General features: G+C 65.4%; 24 protein-coding genes and 1 pseudogene. 11 read left to right on the top strand and 14 right to left on the bottom strand.

Going from position 1 to position 24,404, the window contains the following annotated elements:
- Positions 1-75 precede the first annotated feature (75 nt).
- Positions 76-1,086 carry a LacI family DNA-binding transcriptional regulator gene (locus BraRD5C2_RS10715; RefSeq protein ID WP_223968236.1) on the top strand — a complete coding sequence of 337 codons (1,011 nt, stop codon included), beginning with the start codon at positions 76-78 and terminating at the stop codon, positions 1,084-1,086.
- A gap of 29 nt (positions 1,087-1,115) precedes the next feature.
- On the opposite strand, the pseudogene BraRD5C2_RS10710 reads toward BraRD5C2_RS10715, so the two are convergent.
- Both BraRD5C2_RS10710 and BraRD5C2_RS10705 read right to left on the bottom strand, forming a co-directional pair.
- Positions 1,116-2,363, bottom strand: a pseudogene (locus tag BraRD5C2_RS10710) (SulP family inorganic anion transporter); the annotation flags it as partial.
- Between the two features lie 114 nt (positions 2,364-2,477).
- The gene (locus tag BraRD5C2_RS10705; protein WP_223968235.1) at positions 2,478-3,377 is read right to left on the bottom strand and encodes a CHAD domain-containing protein; all 900 of its coding nucleotides are present in this window, start codon (positions 3,375-3,377) and stop codon (positions 2,478-2,480) included.
- A gap of 267 nt (positions 3,378-3,644) precedes the next feature.
- Between BraRD5C2_RS10705 and BraRD5C2_RS10700 the strand changes: the two genes are divergently transcribed.
- The 3 genes from BraRD5C2_RS10700 to BraRD5C2_RS10690 all read left to right on the top strand — a co-directional run bounded on the left by BraRD5C2_RS10700 (position 3,645) and on the right by BraRD5C2_RS10690 (position 5,926).
- The gene (locus BraRD5C2_RS10700) at positions 3,645-4,079 is read left to right on the top strand and encodes a MarR family winged helix-turn-helix transcriptional regulator (protein WP_223968234.1); all 435 of its coding nucleotides are present in this window, start codon (positions 3,645-3,647) and stop codon (positions 4,077-4,079) included.
- Positions 4,080-4,156: 77 nt separating this feature from the next.
- Positions 4,157-4,924, top strand: coding sequence for an enoyl-CoA hydratase-related protein (locus BraRD5C2_RS10695; protein WP_223968233.1), 768 nt, complete (start codon positions 4,157-4,159; stop codon positions 4,922-4,924).
- 111 nt (positions 4,925-5,035) lie between these two features.
- Positions 5,036-5,926, top strand: a complete 891-nt coding sequence (locus BraRD5C2_RS10690; protein WP_223968232.1) for an aldose 1-epimerase family protein — start codon at positions 5,036-5,038, stop codon at positions 5,924-5,926.
- Positions 5,927-5,947: 21 nt separating this feature from the next.
- Here the strand turns inward: BraRD5C2_RS10690 and BraRD5C2_RS10685 are convergent, their stop codons facing one another.
- The 3 genes from BraRD5C2_RS10685 to BraRD5C2_RS10675 all read right to left on the bottom strand — a co-directional run bounded on the left by BraRD5C2_RS10685 (position 5,948) and on the right by BraRD5C2_RS10675 (position 8,279).
- The gene (locus BraRD5C2_RS10685; RefSeq protein WP_223968231.1) at positions 5,948-6,151 is read right to left on the bottom strand and encodes a hypothetical protein; all 204 of its coding nucleotides are present in this window, start codon (positions 6,149-6,151) and stop codon (positions 5,948-5,950) included.
- A gap of 82 nt (positions 6,152-6,233) precedes the next feature.
- Positions 6,234-7,235, bottom strand: coding sequence for a tryptophan--tRNA ligase (gene trpS, locus BraRD5C2_RS10680; RefSeq protein ID WP_223968230.1), 1,002 nt, complete (start codon positions 7,233-7,235; stop codon positions 6,234-6,236).
- Positions 7,236-7,544: 309 nt separating this feature from the next.
- Positions 7,545-8,279 (bottom strand): SDR family NAD(P)-dependent oxidoreductase, encoded by a 735-nt coding sequence (locus BraRD5C2_RS10675; RefSeq protein WP_223968229.1) that lies wholly within the window; start codon positions 8,277-8,279, stop codon positions 7,545-7,547.
- A gap of 199 nt (positions 8,280-8,478) precedes the next feature.
- Between BraRD5C2_RS10675 and BraRD5C2_RS10670 the strand changes: the two genes are divergently transcribed.
- Positions 8,479-8,892, top strand: a complete 414-nt coding sequence (locus BraRD5C2_RS10670) for a DUF3830 family protein (protein ID WP_021077459.1) — start codon at positions 8,479-8,481, stop codon at positions 8,890-8,892.
- A gap of 1 nt (position 8,893) precedes the next feature.
- A complete protein-coding gene (gene puuE / locus BraRD5C2_RS10665; protein WP_223968228.1) occupies positions 8,894-9,832 on the top strand; it encodes an allantoinase PuuE in 939 nt (312 codons plus the stop codon).
- 140 nt (positions 9,833-9,972) lie between these two features.
- Here puuE and BraRD5C2_RS10660 read toward each other — a convergent pair whose 3' ends face one another.
- The 5 genes from BraRD5C2_RS10660 to BraRD5C2_RS10640 are packed head-to-tail and all read right to left on the bottom strand — an operon-like array spanning position 9,973 to position 15,346.
- Positions 9,973-11,505, bottom strand: a complete 1,533-nt coding sequence (locus tag BraRD5C2_RS10660; protein ID WP_223968227.1) for an ABC transporter ATP-binding protein — start codon at positions 11,503-11,505, stop codon at positions 9,973-9,975.
- Positions 11,502-12,185 (bottom strand): biuret amidohydrolase, encoded by a 684-nt coding sequence (gene biuH / locus BraRD5C2_RS10655; RefSeq protein WP_223968226.1) that lies wholly within the window; start codon positions 12,183-12,185, stop codon positions 11,502-11,504. The genes BraRD5C2_RS10660 and biuH overlap by 4 nt, the downstream gene beginning before the upstream one ends.
- Before the next feature lie 17 nt (positions 12,186-12,202).
- On the bottom strand, positions 12,203-13,129 hold the full coding sequence (locus tag BraRD5C2_RS10650) for an ABC transporter permease (protein WP_092124843.1): 927 nt from the start codon (positions 13,127-13,129) through the stop codon (positions 12,203-12,205).
- 1 nt (position 13,130) lies between these two features.
- On the bottom strand, positions 13,131-14,240 hold the full coding sequence (locus BraRD5C2_RS10645; RefSeq protein ID WP_223968225.1) for an ABC transporter permease: 1,110 nt from the start codon (positions 14,238-14,240) through the stop codon (positions 13,131-13,133).
- A complete protein-coding gene (locus tag BraRD5C2_RS10640; protein WP_223968224.1) occupies positions 14,237-15,346 on the bottom strand; it encodes a BMP family ABC transporter substrate-binding protein in 1,110 nt (369 codons plus the stop codon). The genes BraRD5C2_RS10645 and BraRD5C2_RS10640 overlap by 4 nt, the downstream gene beginning before the upstream one ends.
- 371 nt (positions 15,347-15,717) lie before the next feature.
- Here BraRD5C2_RS10640 and BraRD5C2_RS10635 point away from each other — a divergent pair, with 371 nt between their 5' ends.
- The 3 genes from BraRD5C2_RS10635 (at position 15,718) to BraRD5C2_RS10625 (ending at position 18,833) form a co-directional block, all read left to right on the top strand.
- Positions 15,718-16,989, top strand: coding sequence for an allantoate amidohydrolase (locus tag BraRD5C2_RS10635; protein WP_223968223.1), 1,272 nt, complete (start codon positions 15,718-15,720; stop codon positions 16,987-16,989).
- Between the two features lie 158 nt (positions 16,990-17,147).
- Positions 17,148-18,386, top strand: a complete 1,239-nt coding sequence (locus BraRD5C2_RS10630; protein WP_223968222.1) for an ATP-binding protein — start codon at positions 17,148-17,150, stop codon at positions 18,384-18,386.
- 225 nt (positions 18,387-18,611) lie between these two features.
- Entirely contained in the window at positions 18,612-18,833 is a 222-nt protein-coding gene (locus tag BraRD5C2_RS10625) for a hypothetical protein (protein ID WP_097670291.1), read from the top strand.
- Here the strand turns inward: BraRD5C2_RS10625 and BraRD5C2_RS10620 are convergent.
- Positions 18,781-19,752: a LysR family transcriptional regulator gene (locus tag BraRD5C2_RS10620; RefSeq protein WP_223968221.1), complete on the bottom strand. Its 972-nt coding sequence runs from the start codon at positions 19,750-19,752 to the stop codon at positions 18,781-18,783. The genes BraRD5C2_RS10625 and BraRD5C2_RS10620 overlap by 53 nt on opposite strands.
- Positions 19,753-19,838: 86 nt before the next feature.
- Here BraRD5C2_RS10620 and BraRD5C2_RS10615 point away from each other — a divergent pair, with 86 nt between their 5' ends.
- Positions 19,839-20,921, top strand: coding sequence for a YeiH family protein (locus BraRD5C2_RS10615; RefSeq protein ID WP_223968220.1), 1,083 nt, complete (start codon positions 19,839-19,841; stop codon positions 20,919-20,921).
- Between the two features lie 18 nt (positions 20,922-20,939).
- Here BraRD5C2_RS10615 and BraRD5C2_RS10610 read toward each other — a convergent pair whose 3' ends face one another.
- Positions 20,940-21,953: a formamidase gene (locus BraRD5C2_RS10610; RefSeq protein WP_223968219.1), complete on the bottom strand. Its 1,014-nt coding sequence runs from the start codon at positions 21,951-21,953 to the stop codon at positions 20,940-20,942.
- A gap of 211 nt (positions 21,954-22,164) precedes the next feature.
- Here BraRD5C2_RS10610 and BraRD5C2_RS10605 point away from each other — a divergent pair, with 211 nt between their 5' ends.
- Entirely contained in the window at positions 22,165-22,842 is a 678-nt protein-coding gene (locus BraRD5C2_RS10605) for a cysteine hydrolase family protein (RefSeq protein ID WP_223968218.1), read from the top strand.
- 59 nt (positions 22,843-22,901) lie between these two features.
- Here BraRD5C2_RS10605 and BraRD5C2_RS10600 read toward each other — a convergent pair whose 3' ends face one another.
- Both BraRD5C2_RS10600 and BraRD5C2_RS10595 read right to left on the bottom strand, forming a co-directional pair.
- Entirely contained in the window at positions 22,902-23,429 is a 528-nt protein-coding gene (locus BraRD5C2_RS10600; RefSeq protein ID WP_223968217.1) for a hypothetical protein, read from the bottom strand.
- An 82-nt stretch (positions 23,430-23,511) separates the two neighbouring features.
- Positions 23,512-24,282, bottom strand: coding sequence for an alpha/beta hydrolase (locus tag BraRD5C2_RS10595; RefSeq protein ID WP_223968216.1), 771 nt, complete (start codon positions 24,280-24,282; stop codon positions 23,512-23,514).
- Positions 24,283-24,404: the final 122 nt, after the last annotated feature.

The raw sequence follows: 24,404 nt of genomic DNA, 5'->3' as shown, positions 1-24,404 counted from the left end.
ATGTTAGCGCTAACATAAGGCGATGCTAGCGCTAACATCGTGGCTTGGCAACCCGGAATCGTGCAGGGTCAGGCCATGAGCTCCGACCTGACCGAACCCGGGACCGGCCCGTCTGGTGCCGCGCCCACCCTTTCAGAGGTGGCCAAGCGCGCCGGTGTCTCCTCGATCACGGTGAGCCGGGTGGTGCGGATGCCCGATCTGGTTGCCCCGGAGACCCGGGCGCGGGTCGAGCGGGCGATGCGCGACCTCGGCTATGTCCCGAACCTGGTCGCGGGCGCGCTGGCGAGCGCACGGACCAATTCGGTCGGCGTGCTGGTGCCGACCATCGCCAACTCGATCTTTGCCGACACGGTGCAGGGCCTGTCCGACAAGCTCGAGCCGCTCGGCTTCTCGGTGATCCTGGCGCAGTCGCGCTACGACGCAGTGCGCGAGGACCGCGTGCTGGCGGCGCTGCTGTCGCGGCGGCCCGAGGCGATCATCATGGTCGGCTCACCGGCGACCGAGGAGGGCAGTCGCCTGCTGCGCAATGCGCGGATCCCGATCGTTGAGACCTGGGATCTGCCGGCGAACCCGATCGATGCGGTCGCGGGCTTCGACAATTACAAGGCCGGGGTCGCTGTCGCGAAGCATCTGGTTGCGCAAGGACGCAAGCAGCTCGCCTTCATCGGCGGCGATGATCCGCGCGGCACGCGCCGCTGGTTCGGCTTCAGGGACGAGGCGCTGGCAAGTGGTCTATCCGAGCCGCGGCGGTTGATCCTCGACCGCAAGGACTCCGGCAGCGTGGCGGCGCATGCGCGGCTGCCCGATGTCGACGCGGTGTTCGCCGCCAACGATGCGCATGCGATCGGCTTCATGTCGGGGCTGCGCAAGGCCGGGCTGCTGCGCGACGGGCCCGCATCGGCGCAGCCGGTCGCCGTGATTGGGCTAGGCGATCTCGAAATGGGCCAGCTGATCTCGCCGACCCTGAGCACGATCAGCGTGCATGGCGATGCGATCGGCCGCACCGCGGCGACGCTCACGCAGGAGCGCGGCGGCGAGCGCCGCATCGATCTCGGCTTCGAGCTGGTGCTGCGCGACAGCGGTTAGGTCTTGCCTCGCCGCTGCCACCGGTCGAAGACAGCCAACAACGCGGCGATCACGCATCCCGTGATGATGCCGAACGTCAGGTCCTCGAACACCGTCAGGCCGAAGGTCGGGATCAGCACCGCGGCGCCGCGCCAATGCGTGATCAGCTGCAGGAACGCCTCCTTCTCCGCCATGTACCAGCACACGACGACGAGGACGCCGGCGAGTGCCGATAGCGGGATATAGCTCGCAAGCGGCGCCGCCACGATCATGAATGACAGCAGGAACGCCGCGTGCAGCATGCCGGACAGCGGGCTGCGCGCGCCCGCCCGGATATTGGTCGCGGTGCGCGCGATCGTGCCGGTGACGCTGATTCCGCCGAAGAATGCAGAGGCGATGTTGGCGATGCCCTGCGCCACCAGCTCCATGTTGGAGCGGTGCTTGCGACCGGTCATGCCGTCGGCGACCTTGGCCGAGAGCAGGCTCTCGACGCCGCCGAGCAGCGTGAAGGAGAGCGATGCCGGCAGGATCTGCAGCAAAAGTGCCCAGGAGAATTCCGGCAGATGCGGCACCGGCAGGCCGTGCGGAATTTCGCCGAACCGGCTGCCGATGGTCTCGATCGGCAGATGCAGCAGCAGCGCCGCGACCGATGCGATCGCAATCGCGATCAGCATCGCCGGCCAGGCCGGCCTGAAGGCGCGCAAGCCGAAGATCACGGCAGCCGAGCCGACGCCGATTGCGAGCGCGGACCCATTCAGGGTCGGCAGCGCGTGGCTGAGGGCGGCGAGCTTCGGCAGGAACGGCCCGGGCTCGTGACCTGCTAGCGTCAGCCCGCCAAGATCCCGCAACTGGCTGGCCAGAATGGTGACCGCAATTCCGCAGGTGAAGCCGACGGTGACGGGATGCGGGATGTAGCGGATCAACGAGCCAAGGCCGGACGCGCCGATCAGCGTCAACATCAGGCCGGAAACCATCACGGTGAGCAGCAGCCCCTCGACGCCGAACTTTGCGGCCGTCGCCGCGACGAGCACGATGAAGGCGCCGGCCGGCCCACCGATCTGAAACCGGCTGCCGCCCAATGCGGAGACCAGGAAGCCGCCGACGATGGCCGTGAACAGCCCGCGCTCCGGCGTCACGCCCGAGGCCACTGCGATCGCCATCGACAGCGGCAGCGCCACCACCGCGACCGTCAGCCCCGACATCACGTCGTGGCGGAACGCATCGAGGCCGTAGCCTTCGGTCAGGGTGGTGACGAGCTTGGGACGATAGAGGTGTGCTGTAGAGGAACCGTCAGGCATGGGGACAACCGTGGGGAAAGGAATGAAGGAAACGGCCAGCGTCGGCGGATGCGACAAGCCTGCGGGGAATTGTTGCGGGCGACAGCTGCGCGGGCCGCGGACGACGGGCTGCGTTCATTCGGCGATCTTCCGGTAGATGTCCGCGGCGCGGCGCAGCAGGCGGCTCTTGCGCTTGCGCTCATGCACGCGCTGGTGCTTGGCCTTGCGCTCGTCGTCGCGTCGCGCGAGGGCATCGGCGCTTTCGAGCAGCGCGCGGCGGACCTCGTCATCGTTCAATTCGCCGAGCAGTTGTTGTCCCTTGCGCAGATGCTTGAGGACGATCCGCCATGACGCGTATTCGTCGGGCGGCAATCCGCCTTCCGAGAACTCGATGGCGTAGCGCAGCCGCTTGCCGGCGAGCCGGACGCGGTGGCGCTTGTTCTTGCCCATCCCTTGCAGCCCGCGGCTCTTCTGGCACAGTTTGCCATGCCACCGCGCCAGCCGGCGCGCGTGAAACACCGACACCGGCACGGCCCGTCGTTGCGCGGCACGGCGGTTCTGCCGCGCGGTCCAGGGGCCGCTGCCGACCCAGTCCCACATGCCGTCGAACCATTGCCAGTAACGGTCGCTCTGCAAGGCCTCCTTCAGGGCTTCGAACGCATCGGCGCGTGCCGTCCTGAGCATCTGTTCCTCCGGCATCTCCTTGCTGTTCTCGATCGCGACGTCGAGGTCGCGTGTTGCGCCGAGATGGGCGCTCAGCCATTTCAGCTCGGACTTCAGCCGCGTCCATTCGGCGTCCGCGACCATCGGGCCGTAGAACGCGACCGCCGCCTTCAGCCGCGTCAGTGCTATGCGGGTCTGGTGGAGCGCGGCCGGATCGCCGGAGCTCAGCGCCTCGTGGTTGGTCGCGACTTCCTCGAGGCATTCGGACAGGATCAGGCGAAACGCGGTCTCGCAACGCATGGCTTCGCTGAGATGGCGCGGCCGCTTCGGGCGGACAACGCGCTCCCTGTCCGAACTTGCCGCTGACGTCATGACACTCTCGTGACCCCGCCCGAGCCGCAAGCGCGACACTTGGGCTCCCGGGCGCAAGATTTCCCGTTTGATCGTTGGCGATCAAGGGTTTTCTGCTGGAACGCAGCGCTGCGATCCGGCGACGCGTTCAAAATGTCGCAACCACCCCGGTCGCGGGGCGCATTCCGGTCAGTTTGCGTGGCTCGCTCGGTCAGCGCGTGCCGAATATCAAGATATTTCGCGCACGAAATACCTTGATATTTCGCATGCGAAATATATAACAGCGGCATGAGAGCGGAACACCGGCTGATCTTTCTCCTGACCGTGGCCTATCGGCGGCTGCAGCGCGCCATCGAGCAGGAGACGGCCGCGCACGATCTGACGTCGGCGCAGGCCGGCGTGCTGTTCTTCCTCGGGCGCAATGACGGCGCGCTGATCGGCGATGTCTCGCAGGCGGTCGACATCGTGCCGTCGGCGATGTCGGGGCTAGCCGATCGGATGGAGCGCGCGGGCCTCGTGAAGCGCCGGCGCGACGGTGAGGACGGGCGCAGCCAGCGGCTCCATCTGACCGCCGCGGGGCAGGAGCTCGGCAAGCGCGCCGCAACGCGGACCAGGGTGATCAACAACCGTCTGATGGACGGGTTTTCGGAAGCCGAGATCGACGTGGTGTCGCGCTGGCTGACCAGCCTGCAAGAGAAGTTTCCGAAGGACAAAGACGGCTAGCGCGCCTTCGAGCGAAACGGATACCGGTTCGCGTCAAGACAACGCGTCAAACAGGAAGCAAGCAACAGGAGTGAGAAATGAGTGAAGTGGTCGTAACGCTGGACGGTGGCGTTCTCACCGTGACGATGGCGCGTCCGGACAAGAAGAACGCGATCACCAATGCGATGTATGGCGCGATGGCCGACGCGCTCGAACGTGCGGAAGGCGATTCTGCGATCCGCGCCGTGCTGCTGCAGGGTGACGGCGACAGCTTTACCGCAGGCAACGATCTCGCCGATTTCGCGGCGGTGTCGCGCGGCGTGCAGGGCGAGCGTCATGTGTCGCGCTTCCTCGCCGGCCTCGCCAAGGCGACGCGGCCGCTGGTCGCCGCCGTGCAGGGCAATGCCGTCGGCATCGGCACCACCATGCTGCTGCATTGCGACCTCGTCTACCTCGCGCCGACCGCGCGGCTGATCACGCCGTTCGTCAATCTGGCGCTGGTGCCGGAGGCGGCGTCGACCTATCTGCTGCCGCAGCGCATCGGCTATGCGCGGGCCTATGCGATGTTCGCGCTCGGCGAGCCGGTCGAGGCGGAGACAGCGGTCTCCATCGGCCTTGCCAATGCCGTGGTGCCGCTTGCGGATCTCCGCGCCAAGGCACGCGCGGCGGCGGACGCGCTGGCGAAGCGGCCGTTTGGTTCGCTCCAGCACACCAAGGCCTTGATGCGCGATCCGGCCGGGCTCAGCGCGCAAATGGCGCGCGAGGGCGAAATCTTCCAGCAGCGGCTGATGAGCGCGGAAGCGCGCGAGGCCTTTGCGGCCTTTGCCGAGCGCCGTCAGCCCGATTTCTCCAAGATCACCGGGTAGGCTTGAGGCCAGGGGCCGCCACGCGCGGGCGGCCCATCGCTTTGGGGTTGACGGCATCGCCGGCATCGAACATCTCGTGTGGGGGGCATGACCCAACCGGCGAGGCGAGGCATGAGCGACAGTTACACGCTGCGCGGCGAGAAGATCTCCGCGACCATCTCGGCCCAGGGCGCCGAACTGTCGTCACTCAGGAATGCCGAAGGAACGGAACTGCTGTGGCAGGCCGGCCCGCAATGGCCGCGCCACGCGCCGATCCTGTTCCCGATCGTCGGCCGGCTGAAGAACGACACGCTGCGCCATAGCGGCAAGACCTATCCGATGACGCAGCACGGCTTTGCGCGGGACCGGCATTTTGAGTGGGTCGAGCAGGGGCCGCGATCCTGCAAGCTCGCGCTCGCAGACGATGCGGAAACCCGGGCGCGCTACCCCTTCGCGTTCAGGCTCGAGGTCACCTATGCGGTCGATGGCACCGATCTCGACGTCGCCTTCGACGTCATCAACACCGGCGACGAGATGCTGCCGGCCTCGCTCGGCGGTCATCCCGCCTTCAACTGGCCGCTGGTGCAGGGGCTGCCGAAGGAGGCTTACACGCTGACCTTCGGCAAGACTGAACCTGCGCCGATCCGGCGGCTGAAGGATGGATTGATGCGGCCGCAGCCTGAACCCAATCCGGTCAAGGGCAGAACGCTTGCGCTCTCGGAGGAGCTGTTCGATGACGACGCGATGGTCTTCGATCAGGTCGCAAGTACATCGGTCCGCTTCACGGCGACACTGGGCCCGGCAGCAGCCACGCAAGGCCGGGCGATCGAAATGTCCTGGCGCGGCTTTCGAGAGCTCGGCATCTGGTCGAAGCCTGGCGGCGCGCCGTTCCTTTGCATCGAGCCGTGGCACGGATTTGCCAGCCCCGCGGAGTTCGATGGCGAGTTCGCCGACAAGCCGGGCCTGATGCACATCGCGCCGGGCGCACGTCAGTCGCTGGGCTATCGCATTCGCGTGAACTGAAGGGCTTCTTTCGCGATCAGCTCAATGCGCTGCGCGGCTGCCGAGCGCACCCGTGAGCGCGCCCACCGATGGCGGGTTTTCATGCGCCCAGGCCTCGTGCGCGGCCAGATCGCGGTAATGCTCGGCCATGCGCAGCAACCGCTCGCGGATGCCGGTATCTTCCTCGCCCTTGGCTTGATCAGACAGCTGTGCGGCGCGTTCGAGAAGCGTTTTCGGATCGATCACGACAGGCTCCAAATCCGGTTTCGCCGAGCGGACAACGGCCATAGTCAAGCACAGTTCCTGCCACGCCTTGATGACAGCGCGTTCAGAGCTGGAACAAGCCAAGCCCCGCCATGACGTCGCGCCTGGTGCGCTCGGTAATCTCCCGCGCTTTCAGGGTTCCGCGCCGGATCACGTCGGCGATGTGGTCGCGATTGTTGGCGAGCTCGGCGCGCCGTGTGCGGATCGGTGCGATCAGGGCTTGCAGGACATCCTCCAACCGCCGCTTGACGGCCGTATCGCCGAGACCGCCGCGCCGATAGCGCGCCTTCAGTTCCGCGACGGCGTCGCGGTCGTCGTCGAACGCGTCGAGATAGGTGAAGACGACGTTGCCCTCGACCTTGCCGGGGTCGGCGACACGCAGATGATCCGGATCGGTGAACATCGCGCGCACGGCGGCCGAGATGTCATCAGGTGACGCCGAGAGCGGAATCGCGTTGCCGGCGGACTTGCTCATCTTCGCGCGTCCATCGACGCCGGGCAGCCGACCCGCGCGCGGGATGATGGCTTCGGCTTCCTGCAGCAGCGCACGGCCCGCGAGCGCGTTGACCCGCCGGATAATCTCGTTGGTCTGCTCGATCAAGGGCGCCTGATCCTCGCCGACCGGCACGATTGTGGCGCGAAACGCGGTGATATCGGCGGCCTGTGCCACCGGGTAGCACAGGAAGCCCGCTGGGATGTCGCGCCCGAAACCGCGCGCGCGGATCTCGTCCTTGATGGTGGGGTTGCGTTCCAGCCGCGCGACGGTGACGAGGTTGAGATAGAGCATCGACAGTTCCGCCAACGCCGGCAACTGCGATTGCAGGCAGATCGACGTTCGCTCGGGGTCGATCCCGACGGCAAGATAGTCCAGCGCGACCTCGATGACATTGCTGCGGACCTTGCCGATGTCGTGCGCATTGTCGGTCAGCGCCTGCATGTCGGCGAGCAGCAGGAACTGCTCGTGGCTGTCCTGAAATTTCAGGCGGCTTCGGAGTGAGCCGGCGTAGTGGCCGAGATGCAGCGGCCCGGTGGTGCGGTCGCCGGTGAGGATGATCGGTTTGGTCACTGGTATCTCCATTCGGTTGAATGGGGACACCGCATGCGGGCTGGATGAAGCCAAACAAAAAGGCCGCCCAATGCGGCGGCCCCGAAAATGCATGAACGCGTCCGGCCCGCCTGTCAGTCGGCGAGCCACCAGAAATTGGCGATGAGGTTCGATCGGTTCATGCCGTAAGCGGTAGGGCAAACCTGCGATGCGGTCAAGCCAGCGACTAACCTAGAGCCCCGTTCCGATTGAAATCGGAACGGGGCTCTAGATTCTTGTCTTGACGCGTTTTCTTTACGCGAACCGGTACCCACTTCGCTCGAAAACGCTCTAGTTGAACGCCATGCCGCCGCTCATCGCGATGGTCTGCCCGGTCATGTAGGGATTGTTGACCAGCAGCATCACGGCCTGCGCCACTTCCTCGGTGGTGCCGAAGCGGCCGATCGGGATCCGGCTGACGAGGTCGCTCTGTCCCTTCATCATGTCGGTCTCGATCAGCGACGGCGCGACGGCATTGACGGTGATGCCTTCCTTGACGAGGCGCGCAGCATAGCCGCGGGTCAGGCCCTCCATCGCCGCCTTCGACGCGTTGTAGTGCGGCCCGATCGCGCCGGCGCCGCGGGCAGCGCCGGAGGAGATGTTGACGATGCGGCCCCATTTCCGGGTGCGCATCATCGGCAGCACGGCTTGCGTGCAGAGAAATGCCGATTTGAGGTTGACCGCGATGGTGCGGTCGAAATCCTCTTCGGTGAGGTCGTCGACACCCCTGACGATCGCGATCCCGGCATTGTTGACGAGGATGTCGACCGAGCCGAGCTCGGATTTGGCGCGTTCGACGAGGCCGGTGACGGCGGCAGCTTCCGAGACGTCGGCGCCGACAGCGACGGCCCGGCCACCGGCGGCTGTGATGCTCTTCGCCAGCGCTTCCGCTTCAGCCGACCGCTCGCGGTAATTGATGGCGACGGCAGCGCCGGCGTCCGCCAGCATCTTGGCGATGGCAGCACCAATGCCGCGCGATCCGCCGGTCACCAGCGCCACATGTCCGTGCAGACTGTTTGTCGTCATCGGCCGTCCTCCTTTGCGAATGCGGAGAGGTTCGCAAAGCGGGAGGCGAGGTGCAACGCAACCCTGCTCAAATCTGCGTTGCCGCGAACGCCATTGCGGCAAAAAACCGGCATCTGGAGCCGGAATCGGCCTTGCGTCCGGCGCGGGCCAGCGTCAAAGGTTGGGGCATCATTCTGTCCAGCCCACCCACGAGAGTTCGATGAGCAAACTGATAGTCCGCGCCGGCGATTTCACCTTTGACGCCCGTTTCGAGGAACAGCTCGCGCCGAAGACGGTTGCCGCCTTCCGCAAGGCAATGCCGTTCGAGAGCCAGGCGATCCATGTGCGCTGGAGCGGCGAGGGCGTGTGGATGCCGCTCGGCGATCTCGACTTCGGCGTGTCCTACGAGAACCACACCAGCTATCCGGCGCCGGGCCAGATCATTCTCTACCCGGGCGGCATCAGCGAGACCGAGATCCTGCTCGCCTATGGCGGCGTGCATTTTGCCAGCAAGATGGGCCAGCTCGCCGGCAATCATTTCATCACGCTGACCTCGGGGCTCGAGAACCTCACCGCCTTCGGCAAGACGGTGTTGTGGAAGGGCGCGCAGAACATCCGCTTCGAGGAAATCTGATGTGACCGAGGCCCGCTATCCGCGCGATCTCCGCGGCTACGGCCGTAACCCGCCGGATCCGAAATGGCCGGACGCGGCGCGCGTCGCCGTGCAGTTCGTGGTCAATTTCGAGGAGGGCGGCGAGAACAACATCCTGCACGGCGATCGTGCCTCGGAAGCGTTCCTGTCGGATGTCTTGGGCGCGCAGCCCTGGGTCGGCCGGCGTCACGCCAATATCGAGACCATGTTCGAATATGGCTCGCGCGCCGGCTTCTGGCGGCTGTGGCGGATGTTCACCGAGCGCCAGCTGCCGGCCACGGTGTTCGGCGTCGCAATGGCGCTGAAGCGCAATCCGGATGTCGTCGCGGCGATGCAGGAGGCGGGCTGGGACATTGCGAGCCACAGCCTGCGCTGGGTCGAGCACAAGGACATGTCGGAGGACGAGGAGCGCGCGGAGATCGCCCGTGCCATCGCCGTGCACACCGAGGCGACCGGCGCGCGGCCGCTCGGCTGGTACACCGGCCGTTCCTCGATCAACACGCTGCGGCTTTTGATGGAGACGGGCGGCCTGCGCTATCTCTGCGATTCCTATGCCGACGATCTGCCGTACTGGATCAAGGCAGCCGGCACCGAAGCGCACCTTGTCATTCCCTACACGCTCGATGCCAACGACATGCGCTTCATCAACGCGCAGGGCTTTGGCGGCGGCGATGAGTTCTACACCTATCTGAAGGACAGTTTTGACGTGCTCTATGCCGAGGGCGCGACGTCACCCAAGATGATGTCGGTCGGCCTGCATTGTCGCGTCGTCGGCCGTCCCGGCCGCGCCGCCGCGCTGATGCGCTTCCTCGACTACATCCAGAAGCACGAGCACGTCTGGGTGCCGACCCGGCTCGCGATCGCCGAACATTGGCACGCCAATCTGAAGCATCTCGCAGCGCAGGCGTTCGAGATCGGGTAGGTCGGCGTTGTAATGTGACGCAGAGTGCCGCCGAGCTATCCAGCATCGTCATTGCGAGGAGCGATAGCGACGAAGCAATCCATGATCCCGCATACGCGGAACAATGGATTGCTTCGCTTCGCTCGCAATGACGCGGATGGTCAGTGCCCGGCCATGTGCCGGCCGATCTCAGTGAGGTCGGCTTCGCTGGCACGGGCCTCGTGGACGAATGCGCCGTGGAACATCACGACCAGCCGGTCCGACAGCTCCAGCAGTTCGTCGAGGTCTTCGCTGACCAGCAGCACCGCCGCGCCGCGGTTGCGGGCGGCCATGATCTCGGCGTGGATCTGCGCCACCGCCGCGAAGTCGAGCCCGAAGCATGGATTGGCGGCGATCAGCACCTCGACATCGCCCGAGAGCTCGCGCGCCAGCACCGCGCGCTGCACATTGCCGCCCGACAGCGCCGCGATCGGGGTCTCCGGCGTGCGGGTCTTGATCTTGTAGCGGTTGATCTTGCGCTCGGCGTCGGCGCGAAAGGCCGAGCGGTTCAACCACCAGCCGCCGCGCGCGAACGGGGCGCGGTCGAACTCGCGGAACGCGATGTTGTCGGCGACGCTCATGCCGCCGACGCAGGCGTTCTTCAGCGGCTCCTCCGGCAGCAGCGACATCCTGTGGCGGCGCATCTCCTCGCGGCTCGCCGCATAGGCCTCACCCTGGACGCGGATGACGCCGTTCTCGGCTTCGCGCTGGCCGGCCAGCACTTCGACCAGCTGACGCTGGCCGTTGCCGGAGACGCCGGCGATGCCGACGATCTCGCCGCTCCTCACCGTCAGCGACACGCCGTGCACGGCAATCGCGCCGGCATCGTCGAGCGCGGTGAGCTTGTCGAGCTCGAGCCGCGGCGCGCCGGTCTCGCCGGTGCGCGGCGGCTGCACCGTCAGCTGTTCGGCGCCGATCATGGTGCGGGCCATCTCGTCGGGCGTGAGATCGGCGACCCGGCCGGTGCCGGCGAGCTTGCCGCGGCGCAAGATCGTCACGTCATCGGCAAACGCCATCACCTCGCGGAACTTGTGCGTGATCATCAGGATGGTGAGTTCGCCTGCGACCACCATGGCGCGCAGCATGCCGAGCACCTCGTCGGCTTCGCCCGGCGTCAGAACCGAGGTCGGCTCGTCCAGGATCAGGAAGCGGCGCTTCAGATAGAGCTGCTTGAGGATCTCGCATTTCTGCCGTTCGCCGGCGGAGATGTCGGAGACTTTCGCATCGAGCGGCACCTTGAACGGCATCCGCGCCAGGAACGCCTCGAGCTCTTTCTTCTCCTTGCGCCAGTCGACCATCGCAGGCACGTCGTCGCGCGCCAGCACCAGGTTCTCCGCGACCGTCATCGCCGGCACCAGCGTAAAATGCTGGTAGACCATGCCGAGCCCGAGCGCGTGGGCGTCCTTCGGGTTGGCGATGGTCTGCTGGCGATCGCCAACGATGATCTCGCCTTCGGTGGCGTGGTAGTAGCCCATGATGCATTTCACGAGCGTGCTCTTGCCCGCGCCATTTTCACCAAGCAAGGCATGGAACGAGCCGGGACGCACCATGAGCTCGACATTGTCGAGCGCTGCGAAGTCGCCGAACCGCATCGTCATGGCGATGGCGTCGACGCCGAACGCGCCTATAGGGGCGGGCGGTTCGCCGATGATCACGACAGCGCTCCGATCAGGTCGGTGGATTTGGTCACCGCGCCGAACACGCCGCCCTGCATCTTGATCATCTTTAGCGCATGGTCGTGATTGCTCCTGTCGGTCGCGCCGCAGCAGTCCTCGACCAGCACGCATTCGAAGCCGCGGTCATTGGCCTCGCGCATCGTGGTGTGGACGCAGACGTCGGTGGTGATCCCGGTCAATACGATGTTCTCGATGCCGCGCAGCCGCAGCATCAGCTCCAGATCGGTAGCGCAGAACGAGCCTTTGCCGGGCTTGTCGATGATGGGCTCGCCCGGCAACGGCGCGAGATCGGGGATGATCTCCCAGCCGGGTTCGCCGCGCACCAGGATGCGGCCGCACGGGCCGGGATCGCCGATGCCGGCCCCGATCTGGCGCGAGCGCCAGCGCTTATTGGCGGGCAGGTCGGCCAAATCAGGCCGGTGGCCTTCGCGGGTGTGGATGATGTGAAAACCCTGCGCGCGCATCACTGCGAGCAGCTTCTTGATCGGCTCGATCGGCGCCCGCGTCAGCGACAGATCGTAGCCCATCTTGTCGACATAGCCGCCGACGCCGCAAAAGTCGGTCTGCATATCGATGATGATGAGCGCGGTATTCTCTGGCCGCAAATCGCCATTGTAGGGCCAGGCGTAGGGCTCGGATTTGATGAAGCGCTCGGGCATGGAATGATCTCGCAGCTCTATCGGGTGATGGACAATTCGGCAGGCGCGCCGGTCAGTGTGCGCTTCGGCGAGCAGGTGATGATCATGATCGCCAAGGTCAGGATGTAGGGCGCGGCGTTGAACAAATGGTAGCCGGAGGTGACGCCGACCGATTGCAGCGCCGGCCCGAGCGCGGCGGCGCCGCCGAAGGCGAGCGAGGCCCACAGGCACAGCATCGGGTCCCAGCGCGCGAAGATCACCAGTGCCACCGCGGTGATGCCCTGTCCCGAGGAGAGCCCTTCGTTCCAGCTGCCGGGATAGAACAGCGACAGGAACGAGCCGCCGATGCCGGCGAGGAAGCCGCCGACCATGGTGGCGCGCAGCCGGATCAGCAGCACGGAATGGCCCATCGCGCGCGCCGCATCCGCGCTTTCGCCGGCGGTGCGGATCAACAGGCCCCAGCGCGTAGTCCTGAACGCCCAATAGAGCAGCGGCGCGATCGCAACGCCGATCAGGAACAGCACATTGATGCGCAGCGCCGCGCGCAGCTGCGGTACGTCGCTCCACCAGCCGAAATCGATCGCCGGCAGCCGTGCCGCCGTCGGCTCGATCAGCGGCTTGCCGAGGAAGAAGGCCAAACCAGTTCCGAGCAGCATCAGCGCGATACCGACCGCAATGTCGTTGACCCGCGGCAGCGAGCAGATCCCGGCATGCAGCGCGCCGAACAACGCGCCGGTGATCCCGGCCGCGAGCACCCCGAGCCATGGCGAGCCGGAGAGATAGGAGATACCGTAGGCGCTCATCGCGCCCATCACCAGCGTGCCTTCGAGGCCGAGATTGATGCGGCCGGACCGCTCGGTGATGCATTCGCCGAGGCTGACGAACAGGAACGGCGTCGAGACGCGGATGGCGCCGCCGAATACGGCGAGCGGAACGGTCCAGAGCCCGAGTGAAGCGTCCGCCATGTCAGGTCTTTCCCTTCAGGAAGCCGATGCGCCCGTAAAGCGCGTCGCTTGCCAGCACGAACACGAAGATGATGCCTTGCAAGACCAGCACCGAGGCATCGGGCAGGCCGAGCCGCCGCTGCAACAGGCCGCCGGAGGCCGAGATGCCGCCGAGCAGGATCGCCACCGGAATGATCGCAAGCGGATTCTGCCGCGCCAGGAATGCGACGAGGATGCCGGTGAAGCCGTAGCCCGCGGCGAGGTTGGCATTGGTGCGGCCCTGCACGGCCGCGACCTCGATCATGCCGGCAAGCCCGGCGCTGCTGCCGGCAAGGAAGCAAACCGTCAGGATCAGCTTGCCGACGGAAAGCCCCACAATCTTGGCGGCGCGGATGTTGCCGCCGGCAACGCGCGCGGCGAAGCCGAAGGTCGTGTGATAGATCAGGATGTAGGCGGCAACGGCCGCGACGAGGCCGAACACCAGGCCCCAATGCACGTCGGTGCCGGGAATGCTGCCGATCATGTTGGCGGCGCCGATCTCGCGCGTCGACGGCTTGTTGAGGCTCGCCGGATCGCGCATCGGCCCCTCGACCAGGTGGTTCAGAATCGCAAGCGCGATATAGACCAGCAGCAGGCTCGAGATCGTCTCGTTGACCCCGCGATACTGCCGCAGGCCGCCGGACAGCGTGATCCAGAGGCCGCCGCCGATCATGCCCGCGATCACCATCGCGATCTGCACGACGATCGGGGCCGCGCCCTGCAACGCCAGCGCCGCTGACGTTGCAGACAGCGCGCCGATCAACAGCGCGCCTTCGCCGCCGATGATCACCATGCCGAGCTGCGCCGGCAGCGCCGTGCACAGCGCGGTCAGGATCAAGGGCGCGGCGCGGGTCAGCGTGTTCTGCCAGGAGAACCACGTGCCGAACGCGCCGTAATACATGTAGAAATAGAGGTCGAGCGGGTTCTTGCCGTAAAGCGCGATGAAGCCGCCGAACACCGCGAGCGCGCCGACCAGCGCCGCGCCCGGGATCAGGATGTATTCGATGCTCGCGCCGTAGCGCTGGAGGAAGCCGGGATCGGCGGCCGGAGCAACGCCGGCCGCCTCCACCGATTCCGCCGCCTCGGTCGTCACGCGGTGGCTCCGATCACGCCCTCGACCAGATAGTCCATCTTCTCGAGCTCGGGATCCTGCTGTCCGCGGTCGGTGCCGCCGGCGATCACGGTCTTGCCCTTGTTGTCGACGATCGGGCCCTTGAAGATCGCGAACTCGCCGGACATGAACTTGGCCTTGACGTCGTCGGCGTGCTTGCGCGCTTCCGCCGAGACCATCTCGCCATAAGGCGAGACCTTGACGATCTCTTCCTTCAGGCCGCCGCGATAGAAGTTCGGGATCGCTTCACCCGCGACGATCATCTTGACGAATTTCGGATAGAGCGCTTCCCAGTTCCATTCGGCGCCGGTGAGATAGGCCTTCGGCGCCAGCGGCGACTGGTTGACGTGATAGCCGCACACCATCGCGCCGCGGCGCGCGGCGTTCTCGACCATCGTCTTCGGTCCGTCGACATGGCAGGTCAGGACATCGACGCCCTGGTCGATCAGGCTGTTGGTGGCCTCGGCCTCCTTGACCGGCATCGACCAGTCGCCGGTGAAGATCACCTGCGTGGTCGCCTTGGGATTGGCGAGCCGGGCGCCGAGCGTGAACGCGTTGATGTTGCGCAGCACCTGCGGGATCGGCTTGGCCGCGACGAAGCCGAGCTTGCCGCTCTTGGTCGAATAGCCGGCGACGATGCCGGAGATAAATTGCGCCTCGTCGATGTAGCCGAAATAGCTGCCGGCGTTCTTCGGGTCCTTGTCGCTCCACAGGCCGCCGCAATGCTCGAAGTGCAGCTTGGGAAACTTCGCCGCCATCTTGACGACGTGCGGGTTGTAGTAGCCGAACGAGGTCGGAAACAGCAGCGTGGCGCCGTCGAGATTGATCATGGACTCGATGGTCTTTTCGACCGCGTCGGTCTCCGGCACCTTCTCTTCCTCGACCACCTTGATGCCGGGAAGCTTCTTCACCGCCGCCGCGCCCTGGGCGTGGGCCTGGTTGTAGCCGTAGTCGTCGCGGGACCCGACATAGATGAACCCGACCGTGGTTTCCGCTGCCGCCGCGCCGCGAGCGCCGAGCGTGCTGCCGAGCGCCAATGCCGCGCTTCCCTGCAATAAATGCCTTCTTGAAATCCTGCCAAAATCCATCGCCTGCTCCCTCCGGCGGGTCCGGCCCGCCTGTCCTTGTCGCAGCCGCCGTAACGGCGGCGCTTGACGGAGTGTCGCAAGCTTCGTGCCAGAGCACGTTTGGCGATCACCATTCCGTAAGTATCTGAATATGAATGTGAATGATTGTCGGAATGGCAGGGAGCGGAGGCCGACCATGGCCTTATTGCCTATTTTATGAGCGATCAATCTGAGTTGTATGCAATGCGGTTAAGCAGTCGCTAACCGCCGGACGGCCGGCGCGAGCCCGGTCGGGGGGCGGCGACCAAGGCGTGATTTGCCGGCTGGTCAATTGGACCCGGCCTGCTACGAGTGAAGCGGGCTCGGGCGCCGGGGGACTGATGGGAAACAGCATGAGCGAGAAGAAACCGTCCGCGAAATCGTCCTCCCTTGGCGACGAGATTGTGGCGCGGATCGATCAGCTCGCGGCGATCTCGGAGACGCCGGAGCATCTGGCGCGCGTCTTCCTCACCGATGAGCATCGCAAGGCGGCCGATCTCATCCTGTCCTGGATGCGCGAGGCCGGCATGAGCGCGCATCTCGATGCCATCGGCAATGTCTGCGGCCGCTACGAGGGCGAGCGGCCGGGCCTGCCGGCGCTGATGCTCGGCTCGCATTACGACACCGTCCGCGACGCCGGCAGATGGGACGGCCCGCTCGGCGTCATCACCGCGATCGCCTGCGTCGCCGATCTGAACCGGCGCGGCAAGCGGCTGCCATTCGCGATCGAGATCGTGGGCTTTGCCGACGAGGAGGGCGTGCGCTTTGCGTCGACCCTGCTCGGCAGCCGCGCGGTGGCCGGCACATTCGACGAGAGCGTGCTCAACACGCGTGATCGCGCCGGCGCCTCGATGCGCGATGCGCTGGTCGCCTTCGGGCTCGACCCCGATCATATCGGCAAGGCGGCGCGCGCCCGCCGCGAGCTGCTCGGCTATGTCGAGCTGCATATCGAGCAGGGCCCGGTGCTGGAACAGAAGGCGCTGCCGGTCGGCGTCGTCAGCGCGATTTCCGGTGCAACGCGGCTTGCCGCCAATCTCACCGGCGTCGCCGGCCATGCCGGCACCGTGCCGATGAAGTTGCGGCGCGACGCCCTGACCGGCGCCGCCGAATGCATCGTCGCGATCGAGCAATTCTGCAGGAGCGATGAAGCCGGCCTGGTCGGCACCGTCGGCTATATCAGCGCCATGCCCGGCGCCACCAACGTCATCCCCGGCAAGGTGTCCTTCACGATGGACATCCGTTCGCAGAGCGACATGAATCGCAAGCGCGCCGTCGCCGACATCGTGCGGCAGATCGAGGCGATCGCAAAGCGCCGCGAACTCGCCTTGCAGATCGACGTTACCCACGAGAACCGCAGCGTGCCCTGCGCGCCGTGGCTGAAGACGCAAATCGCTGAGGCGGTTGCGGCCGAGGGCCACGCCGTGTTCGAACTGCCGAGCGGGGCCGGGCATGACGGCATGGCGATGGTCGACGTCGCCGATATCGGCATGATCTTCGTGCGCTGCCGCGGCGGGATCAGCCACAATCCGGCCGAGCATGTCGAGCTCGCCGACGCCGACACCGGCGCGCGGGTGCTGCTGCGCTTCATCGAGAGTTTTCGTCCGCACGGTGCAGTGAATAGCTGAAGCTGCCGCGCCTGACGGTCCACATGGCACCAGTCCTGGCTCCGCCGTCGTCCGTCCGTGCCGAATCCGGACAGATTCGATTGGCCTTTTCTGCATAGGTTGGGGCTACTTGCGGCCCGGCCATGAAGCGCTAGACTTGTCCGAACGGGGGGAAGGACATGCGCTCGTCCGTCGTCCAGGACGTTCAGTTCCCAAAACAACCGGCGCTGCAGCTGATCTATGACACTGCACCGATCGGTCTTGCCTACCTTTCTCCCGACTGCCGTTACCTCCAGATCAACCAGCGGCTCACCGAAATCTGCGGCATCTCGGTCGAAGGTCATCTCGGACGCACGGTGCATGATTGCGTGCCCGCACTCGCCACCGCGGTCGAGGGCATCGTCCGTTCGATCATGGAGACCGGAGAACCCGTCACCGATGTGGAGGTGTACGGCCAGCGCCCGGGCCACAATGACGAGCGATGCTGGATCACGCATTGGCACCCGCAGCGCGAGCCGAACGGCAGTATCGTCGGGGTCAACGTCGCGGCCGAAGAGATCACCGACCGCAAGCGCAGCGAACGCGAGATCCGCGCCGCGCGGGATGCGGCCGAGAAGGCCCTGCATCATCTGCAGGAGACCCAGGCCTCGCTGATCGAGGCAGAAAAGCTCGCAGCGCTGGGCCGGCTGGTGGCCGGCGTCGCACATGAGATCAACAGTCCGGTCGGCACCAGCCTCACGGTCGCCTCGGTGCTGGAGCAGAAATGCGCCGACTTCGCTGCCGAGGCCGCGCGCGGCAAGCTGAAGCGTTCCAGCCTCAGCGATTTCATCGAGGTTGTCGAGAGCGCCTCGTCGCTGCTGGTCGGCAACCTCAAGCGCGCCGCGGATCTAGTGCAATCGTTCAAGCAGGTCGCCGTCGATCGCAGCTATTTCGACCGCAGCCAGTTCGATCTCGGCGAGGTGACCGAGCAGGTGCTCTCGAACCTGCGTCCGGCGTTGCCGAAGAACAATCTGGCGCTTGAGGTCGATTGCCCGTCCGGTCTTGCGATGAACAGCTATCCCGGTCCCTACGGTCAGGCGCTGACCAATTTGTTCGTCAATTCGGTCGCGCATGCCTTTCCGGACGGCAAGGGCGGCACTATCACGATCCGGCTGCGCGCGTCAGGTCAGGACCAGGTGGAAATCCTGTTCGCCGACGATGGCTGCGGGATGAGCCGCGATGTGCTGCGGCAGGCCTTCGATCCATTCTTCACCACGCGCCGCGACATCGGCCGTATCGGGCTCGGCCTCCACATCGTTCACAACATCGTCACGAACCGGTTGGGCGGCGAGCTCCATCTGGATAGTGCTCCGGGCATGGGGACGAGCGTGCGGATCGAACTGCCGCGTCTGGCGCCGCAGCGCGGGACCGATGGTTGATGCCTGATCAGCATGATCCGGAAAAGTGCGAAGCGGTTTTCCGAAAAGATCATGCCCAAACAAAGACCTAAAGCGCCTCGCGCTTTAGGCGCTCAGAAGGAAATACTCCCCGGCATTCGGGCTGGAAAACGTCCTTCCAAGGAACCGGCGCAAAAGGCATTCAACTACCCTTGCTTCCGCCCCCGCCGTTGCGACATTGTGCTGACATTCCAGATGGTCAAGACGATGAGCCAATCCGCATTCGATCCCTTCGGCGAGCCGGTTCCCGCGGTCGATTCTTCGGCCGCGAGCGAAGGCGTGTCGAAATGGCTGAAGACCGCGGGCACCAGCGTGTTCTGGGTGCTGGTGGTCGGCATCGTGCTGGCGCGCGCGGTCTATTTCGAGCCCGGCGTGTTCAGCTTCGAGCATGCCGTTGCGTGGGTGCAGGGTCTGTTCGCCGCGCTTTAGCTGCCGGTGTGCGCTGCGCCGCCTTCACGCCCCGGGTCTCCCGAATGATCCCCTCGAACGCGACTGCAGCCGGCACGTCCAGCCGGCCGGGCGATTTCAATTGCCAGAGCGTGCGCTCGATATGGACCCCCTTGATCGGGATCACCTTGAGTTTTCCGAGCTTGACCTGATCGTCGATCGTCGCGATCGACACGATGGCGACGCCGACCCCGGCCGCCACCGCTTGCTTGATCGCCTCGGTGCTGCCGATCTCGAGCGTCCGCTGCGGCTCGACCCGGCGGGCGGCCAGCGCCTGCGCGACCACTTCGCGCGTGCCGGACCCGGGCTCGCGCACGATCAGGATCTCGTCGTTCAGCAGGCGGACGTCGATCGCTCCGGCAGCGGCCGCGAAGCGGTGATCCGGACCCGCGATCAGCACCATCACGTCGGTGCGCCAGGCTGCGCTGGTCAGGTTCTCGTCCTCGACCGGCCCCTCGACCAGGGCGATCTCGATCTCATGCCCCAGCATCAGCGCGGCGATGTCAGAGGTATTGGCGCTCACGACATGCAGGTCGATGCCGGGAAACGCGCGGTGGAACACGCCGAGATATTCCGGGATCATGTAGGTCGCGATCGTCGTGCTGGCGCCGATGCGCAGCGAGCCGCTGTCGAGGTTGCGCAGCGCCTGCAATTCGTCCTCGGCGGCACGCTCGGCCGCGAACAGCGTCTCGGCATGGCGGGCCAGCGCCGCGCCCTCCCGGGTCGGCCGCACCCCCTTCGGCGTGCGGTCGAGCAACCGGCAGCCGACCTGCAGCTCGAAATCCCGCACGCCCTTGGAGATCGCCGGCTGGCTGATGTGCAGGAGATCGGCGGCGCGGGAGAAGCTTCCGGTCTTCGCCACGGCCGCGAACAGGCGGAGCAGATGCAGGTTGAGGGACATAACTTCTCTCTATCGGGGCAGTTCGAAAAGATATTAGCCAAGAGGCGCGCCCGGGCGCATAAAATCTTCTCCGAAAAGAGGATTTCGTGCCACAACAACAACAAGACCAAGGGCAGAAGCAGGGCGCGCTGAAGCGCATTTTCCTGCTCATTCCGGGCATTCTGCTCTGCGGGGTGGTCACGATCATCTCGCTCGGCATCCAGGCCGCCGAAGAGCGGGTTTTCGACCACCCCTATATCGAGGCCCTGGTCGTCGCGATCCTGCTCGGGATGGCGGTCCGCACCGCCTGGGAGCCCGCGGAACGCTGGCGCTCGGGCATTGCCTTCAGCGCCAAGCAGCTGCTCGAAGTTGCCGTGATGCTGCTCGGCGCGTCCATCAGCTTCGCCGCGATCCTGGCCTCGGGCTGGCTCCTGATCGGCGCCATTGCCGCGACCGTCGTGATCATGCTGGCGGTGAGCTATGGCCTCGCCCGCCTGCTCGGGCTCAAGGCCAAGCTCGCGATCCTGATCGCCTGCGGCAATTCGATCTGCGGCAATTCTGCGATTGCAGCGGTGGCACCCGTGATCGAGGCCGATGGCGACGACATCGCCTCGTCGATCTCGTTCACCGCGATTCTCGGCGTGCTGATGGTGCTCGGCCTGCCGCTGCTGATCCCGCTCTTGAAGCTGACGGCGACGCAATACGGCATCCTCGCCGGGCTGACGGTCTATGCCGTGCCGCAGGTGCTGGCAGCGACCGTGCCCGCCGGCATCGTCTCGACCCAGATCGGTACGCTGGTGAAGCTGGTGCGCGTCCTGATGCTGGGCCCGATCGTGGTCGGCCTCTCGCTGTTCGTGGCGCGGCGGCGCAAGGCAAGCACCAAGACGGGAACGGCCGAGCAAGGGACTGCAAAGGCTGCCTCGATCAGCCCGTTCAAGCTGGTGCCGTGGTTCATCATCGGCTTCCTGGTGCTGGCCGCGCTGCGCTCGTTCCAGCTCGTGCCCGATATCGCGATCGCGCCGGTGACCAGGACGGCGGCGATCCTCACCGTCGTCTCGATGGCCGCACTTGGGCTCGGCGTCGATGTGCGCGTGCTCTCGACCGTCGGCGGCCGGGTGACGGCCGCGGTCACGCTGTCGCTGATGCTGCTGCTGGGCCTGAGCATCGGCCTCGTGCACTTCTTCAAGTAGCCGCGAGGGGTGGCGTGGCTACTCGGCGGCCTTCGCGGTCTTGCCGAACATCCGTGTCGGCGCGGGAAAGCCGCAGGACGTGCCGTCGGTGATCTTGACCTGATCCTCCCACGGCAGGCGGAAGCGGCCGGACACCATGTCCTGCATGAAGGTGTAGGGGCAATCCATCGCGCCGCCCTTCACCGCGACATAGCCGCGGTGCCAGAGCTGATAAATGTTGTTCTCGACACCCCAGTTGATCCGCGCCTCGCGCACGAGATCGGGTCGCACTTCGGCGGTGATGATCTCGTCGGCCCGTCCCGTGGTGCCGTGCGCGATGATGCTGCCGTCGAAATTGACGATCATGCCTTCGCCCATCGAGTCGAACGACCCGTCCGAGCCGCACATGCAGACGTTGGCGGTCACCATCAGGTTCTGGAACGCGTTGGCCTGGTTGGTGAAGCGCCAGCTGTCGCGGATCGGCGCGGTGTAGCCTGCGGTGCGGATCATGATCTCCGCGCCCTTGTAGGCGCATTCGCGCGCCATTTCCGGGAACATGCCGTCGTGACAGATGATCAGCGCGATCTTCGCGCCTTTCGGTCCGTCGATCACGGGAATGCCGACATCGCCGGGCTCCCACGGCTCGACCGGAATCCACGGATGGAATTTGCGGTAATAGAGCTTGATCTCGCCGTGATCGTCGATGATCAGCCCTGAATTGTAGGGATTGCCGTGCGGGTTGAACTCCATGATGGAGAAGCAGCCCCAGATCTTGTTGTCGACGCAGGCCTTCTTGAAGGCCACGACTTCGGGCCCGTCGAGCCGGCACATGATCTCCGGATTGGTATCCATCGACAAGCCATGCAGCGAATATTCGGGGAATACGACCAGGTCCATGGTGGCGAGATTGCGCCGCGCCTTGCCGACCATCCAGACGATGCGCTCGGTCTGCCGTGCCAGATCGGCCTTGGTCGCCACCACGGGCAGCTGCAGCTGCACCAGTCCGATCACGACGCCGTTGGGTGACTTGTTGAGACCGCCAAGTCCATTCATGCCTGTCCTCCCGTTCTTTCAGACGCGTTGCGTCATTTCGTGAACCATCGTCGTGGTTTCGCTCGGGCTCCCAGCTAGCAACGATCATGCCAGCAAGATCGGTGGCTGCACAAATGCCGTGTGTGGTGAGGCGGTGCGAGCCGCGTCATTGCGCAATGGCACGCGGTTTGCTTAATCAGGTGCGGGTCTTCTCGCATTCGAGGCGTGCGTCATGGCGAATTCAAGCGGGACAATCGCGGCCGAGCCGGCGCCGATCAAGCTCGACTGGAGCAAGACCGCGCTCGTCATCATCGACATGCAGCGCGATTTCATGGAGCCCGGCGGTTTCGGCGAGACGCTCGGCAATGACGTCAGCCGGCTTGCCCGCGCCGTAAAGCCGATCGCCGCCGTCCTCGCTGCGGTCCGCGACGCGGGCTTGCTCGTGGTCCATACCCGCGAGGGCCATCTGCCCGACCTCTCCGACGCGCCGCCGGCGAAAGTCGAGCGCGGTGCGCCGTCATTGCGGATCGGCGATCCCGGGCCGATGGGACGGATCCTGATCCGCGGCGAGGCGGGGCATGACATCATCCCCGAGCTCTATCCGCTCGAGAGCGAGATCGTGATCGACAAGCCCGGCAAGGGCGCGTTCTACGCCACCGAATTCGGCGACGTCTTGCAGAAATACGGCGTCGAGAACCTGCTGGTGTGCGGCGTCACCACCGAAGTCTGCGTCAACACCACGGTGCGCGAGGCCAACGACCGCGGCTATCGCTGCATCGTGATATCAGACGGCTGCGCGTCCTACTTCCCGGAATTCCACGAGATGGGCCTGAAGATGATCAAGGCCCAGGGCGGCATCTTCGGTTGGGTCACGGATTCAGCCGCGGTGTTGGAAGCGCTCGCTGGCTAGGGCAAGATGAGATTGGGGCGCGGACTCATCAACGCGTAGCCCTGGCCGGATCGAAGTGCCTAACCCTTCGCGGCGGGTGCGGGCGGCACCGGCAGAATGATTTCGGAAGCGATCTTCCAGTCCTTTCCGACGCGAAGCCAATTGATGATCATGAGAAACGGCTTGGCTGCTCCATCTTGGCCCGCATAAGAGACCGTGATGTTCATCGGCACGTAGGACTCGGCGACGTCGTGCGTCAGGCCGACAACCCTGAGCTTCGAATAATCTGGCTCGAGTACGACCGGACCGGAGCTGCCGATATCATGCAGCTTCTGATCAACCGCCTCGTTGCCCCAAAACCCGGCCCAGTTCCCCTCGGACGGGATCGCGCTCTTGGCCACCAGCAGGGTTGAGGGCGATTGCCAGAACATCGCATGCAGCGCCTTGAAATCGTGGTTGTTGGCCAATTCCATCAGCCTGCCAAACTTCGATTTTATCGCGCCGAGGGTCGCAGCATCCAGCGGCTCTTTCCTGACGGCGGGAGCAGCCGCGACAGTTCCGGTGGCAAGAGCCGAGGCAATGAGAGTGACAAGAATCGTCTTGTACATGCAGGAATTTCCGTTCGATACGTTCTGCATTCTTTGAGCGAGCGTGCGCGCTCCCGGCGCGAACGCGCCGGGAGCGGTACCGTCACTTCATGAGCGCTGCCTTTTCGATGACCTCGGCAACTTGCTTCGCATGCACGACGAGCGAGGCATGGCTGCCGGCGACTTCCGTCGTCTGAGCCTTCATCCTGGCTGCGAACGACTTCTGGGCCGCGAGCGCAAGGACTTTGTCCTTGGTGCTGATGACATAGAACGTCGGCTTGTCGTGCCAGGCTGCAACGTCGACCGGGGCTTCGAACGCAACGTGGTTCAACGGAAGCTGCGTGTTGGCCAGGTGCGCAGCAATTTCCGGAGGAAGGTCGGCCGCGACGGCTGACGGAAACACCTTGGGATCGATGTACAAATTGCCCTTCGCATCGGGATGGATCGCGTTGCCGCCTTCGGTCGGCGGGCCGGCCTTTGCCAGCGACGCGAGGGATTCACCGACCTCCGGCGCGAAAGCGGAGACGTAAACGAGCGCCGACACCTTGGGATCGTTACCGGCCTGCGTGATGACCATGCCACCCCACGAATGGCCGACGAGGACGGTCTTGCCGTCCTGTTTCGCGAGCGCCTGCTTGGTGGCATCGACGTCAGCGGTAAGGGAAGTGAGCGGATTTTCGACGAGCGTGACGTTGTAGCCTTTCTTCGTGAGAATATCGGCAACGGGCTGCCAGCTCGTCTGGTCCACGAAAGCGCCGTGCACGAGCACGATGTTGTGGGCTGCTCCCTTGGGCAGCTCGGCGGAATGGACGGAGCCGACCAACGTCGTTCCGGCCAGAAGTACGGTGGCGGCTGAGAGGAAGATATTGCGCATTGATTGTTCCTGTTGGCGTAACGGACGAACACGGTCCGGAGGAATGGACAGGCGTTTCCAGCAAGGTCGCGGTTCTTCCATCTGCCATCGGCGAAATGGTTGCCGTACGTGACGTCGGCCCG

The sequence above is a fragment of the Bradyrhizobium sp. RD5-C2 genome (assembly GCF_019972155.1).
Classification (GTDB): domain Bacteria; phylum Pseudomonadota; class Alphaproteobacteria; order Rhizobiales; family Xanthobacteraceae; genus Bradyrhizobium.
This window is presented reverse-complemented; position numbering and strand designations above follow the sequence as displayed.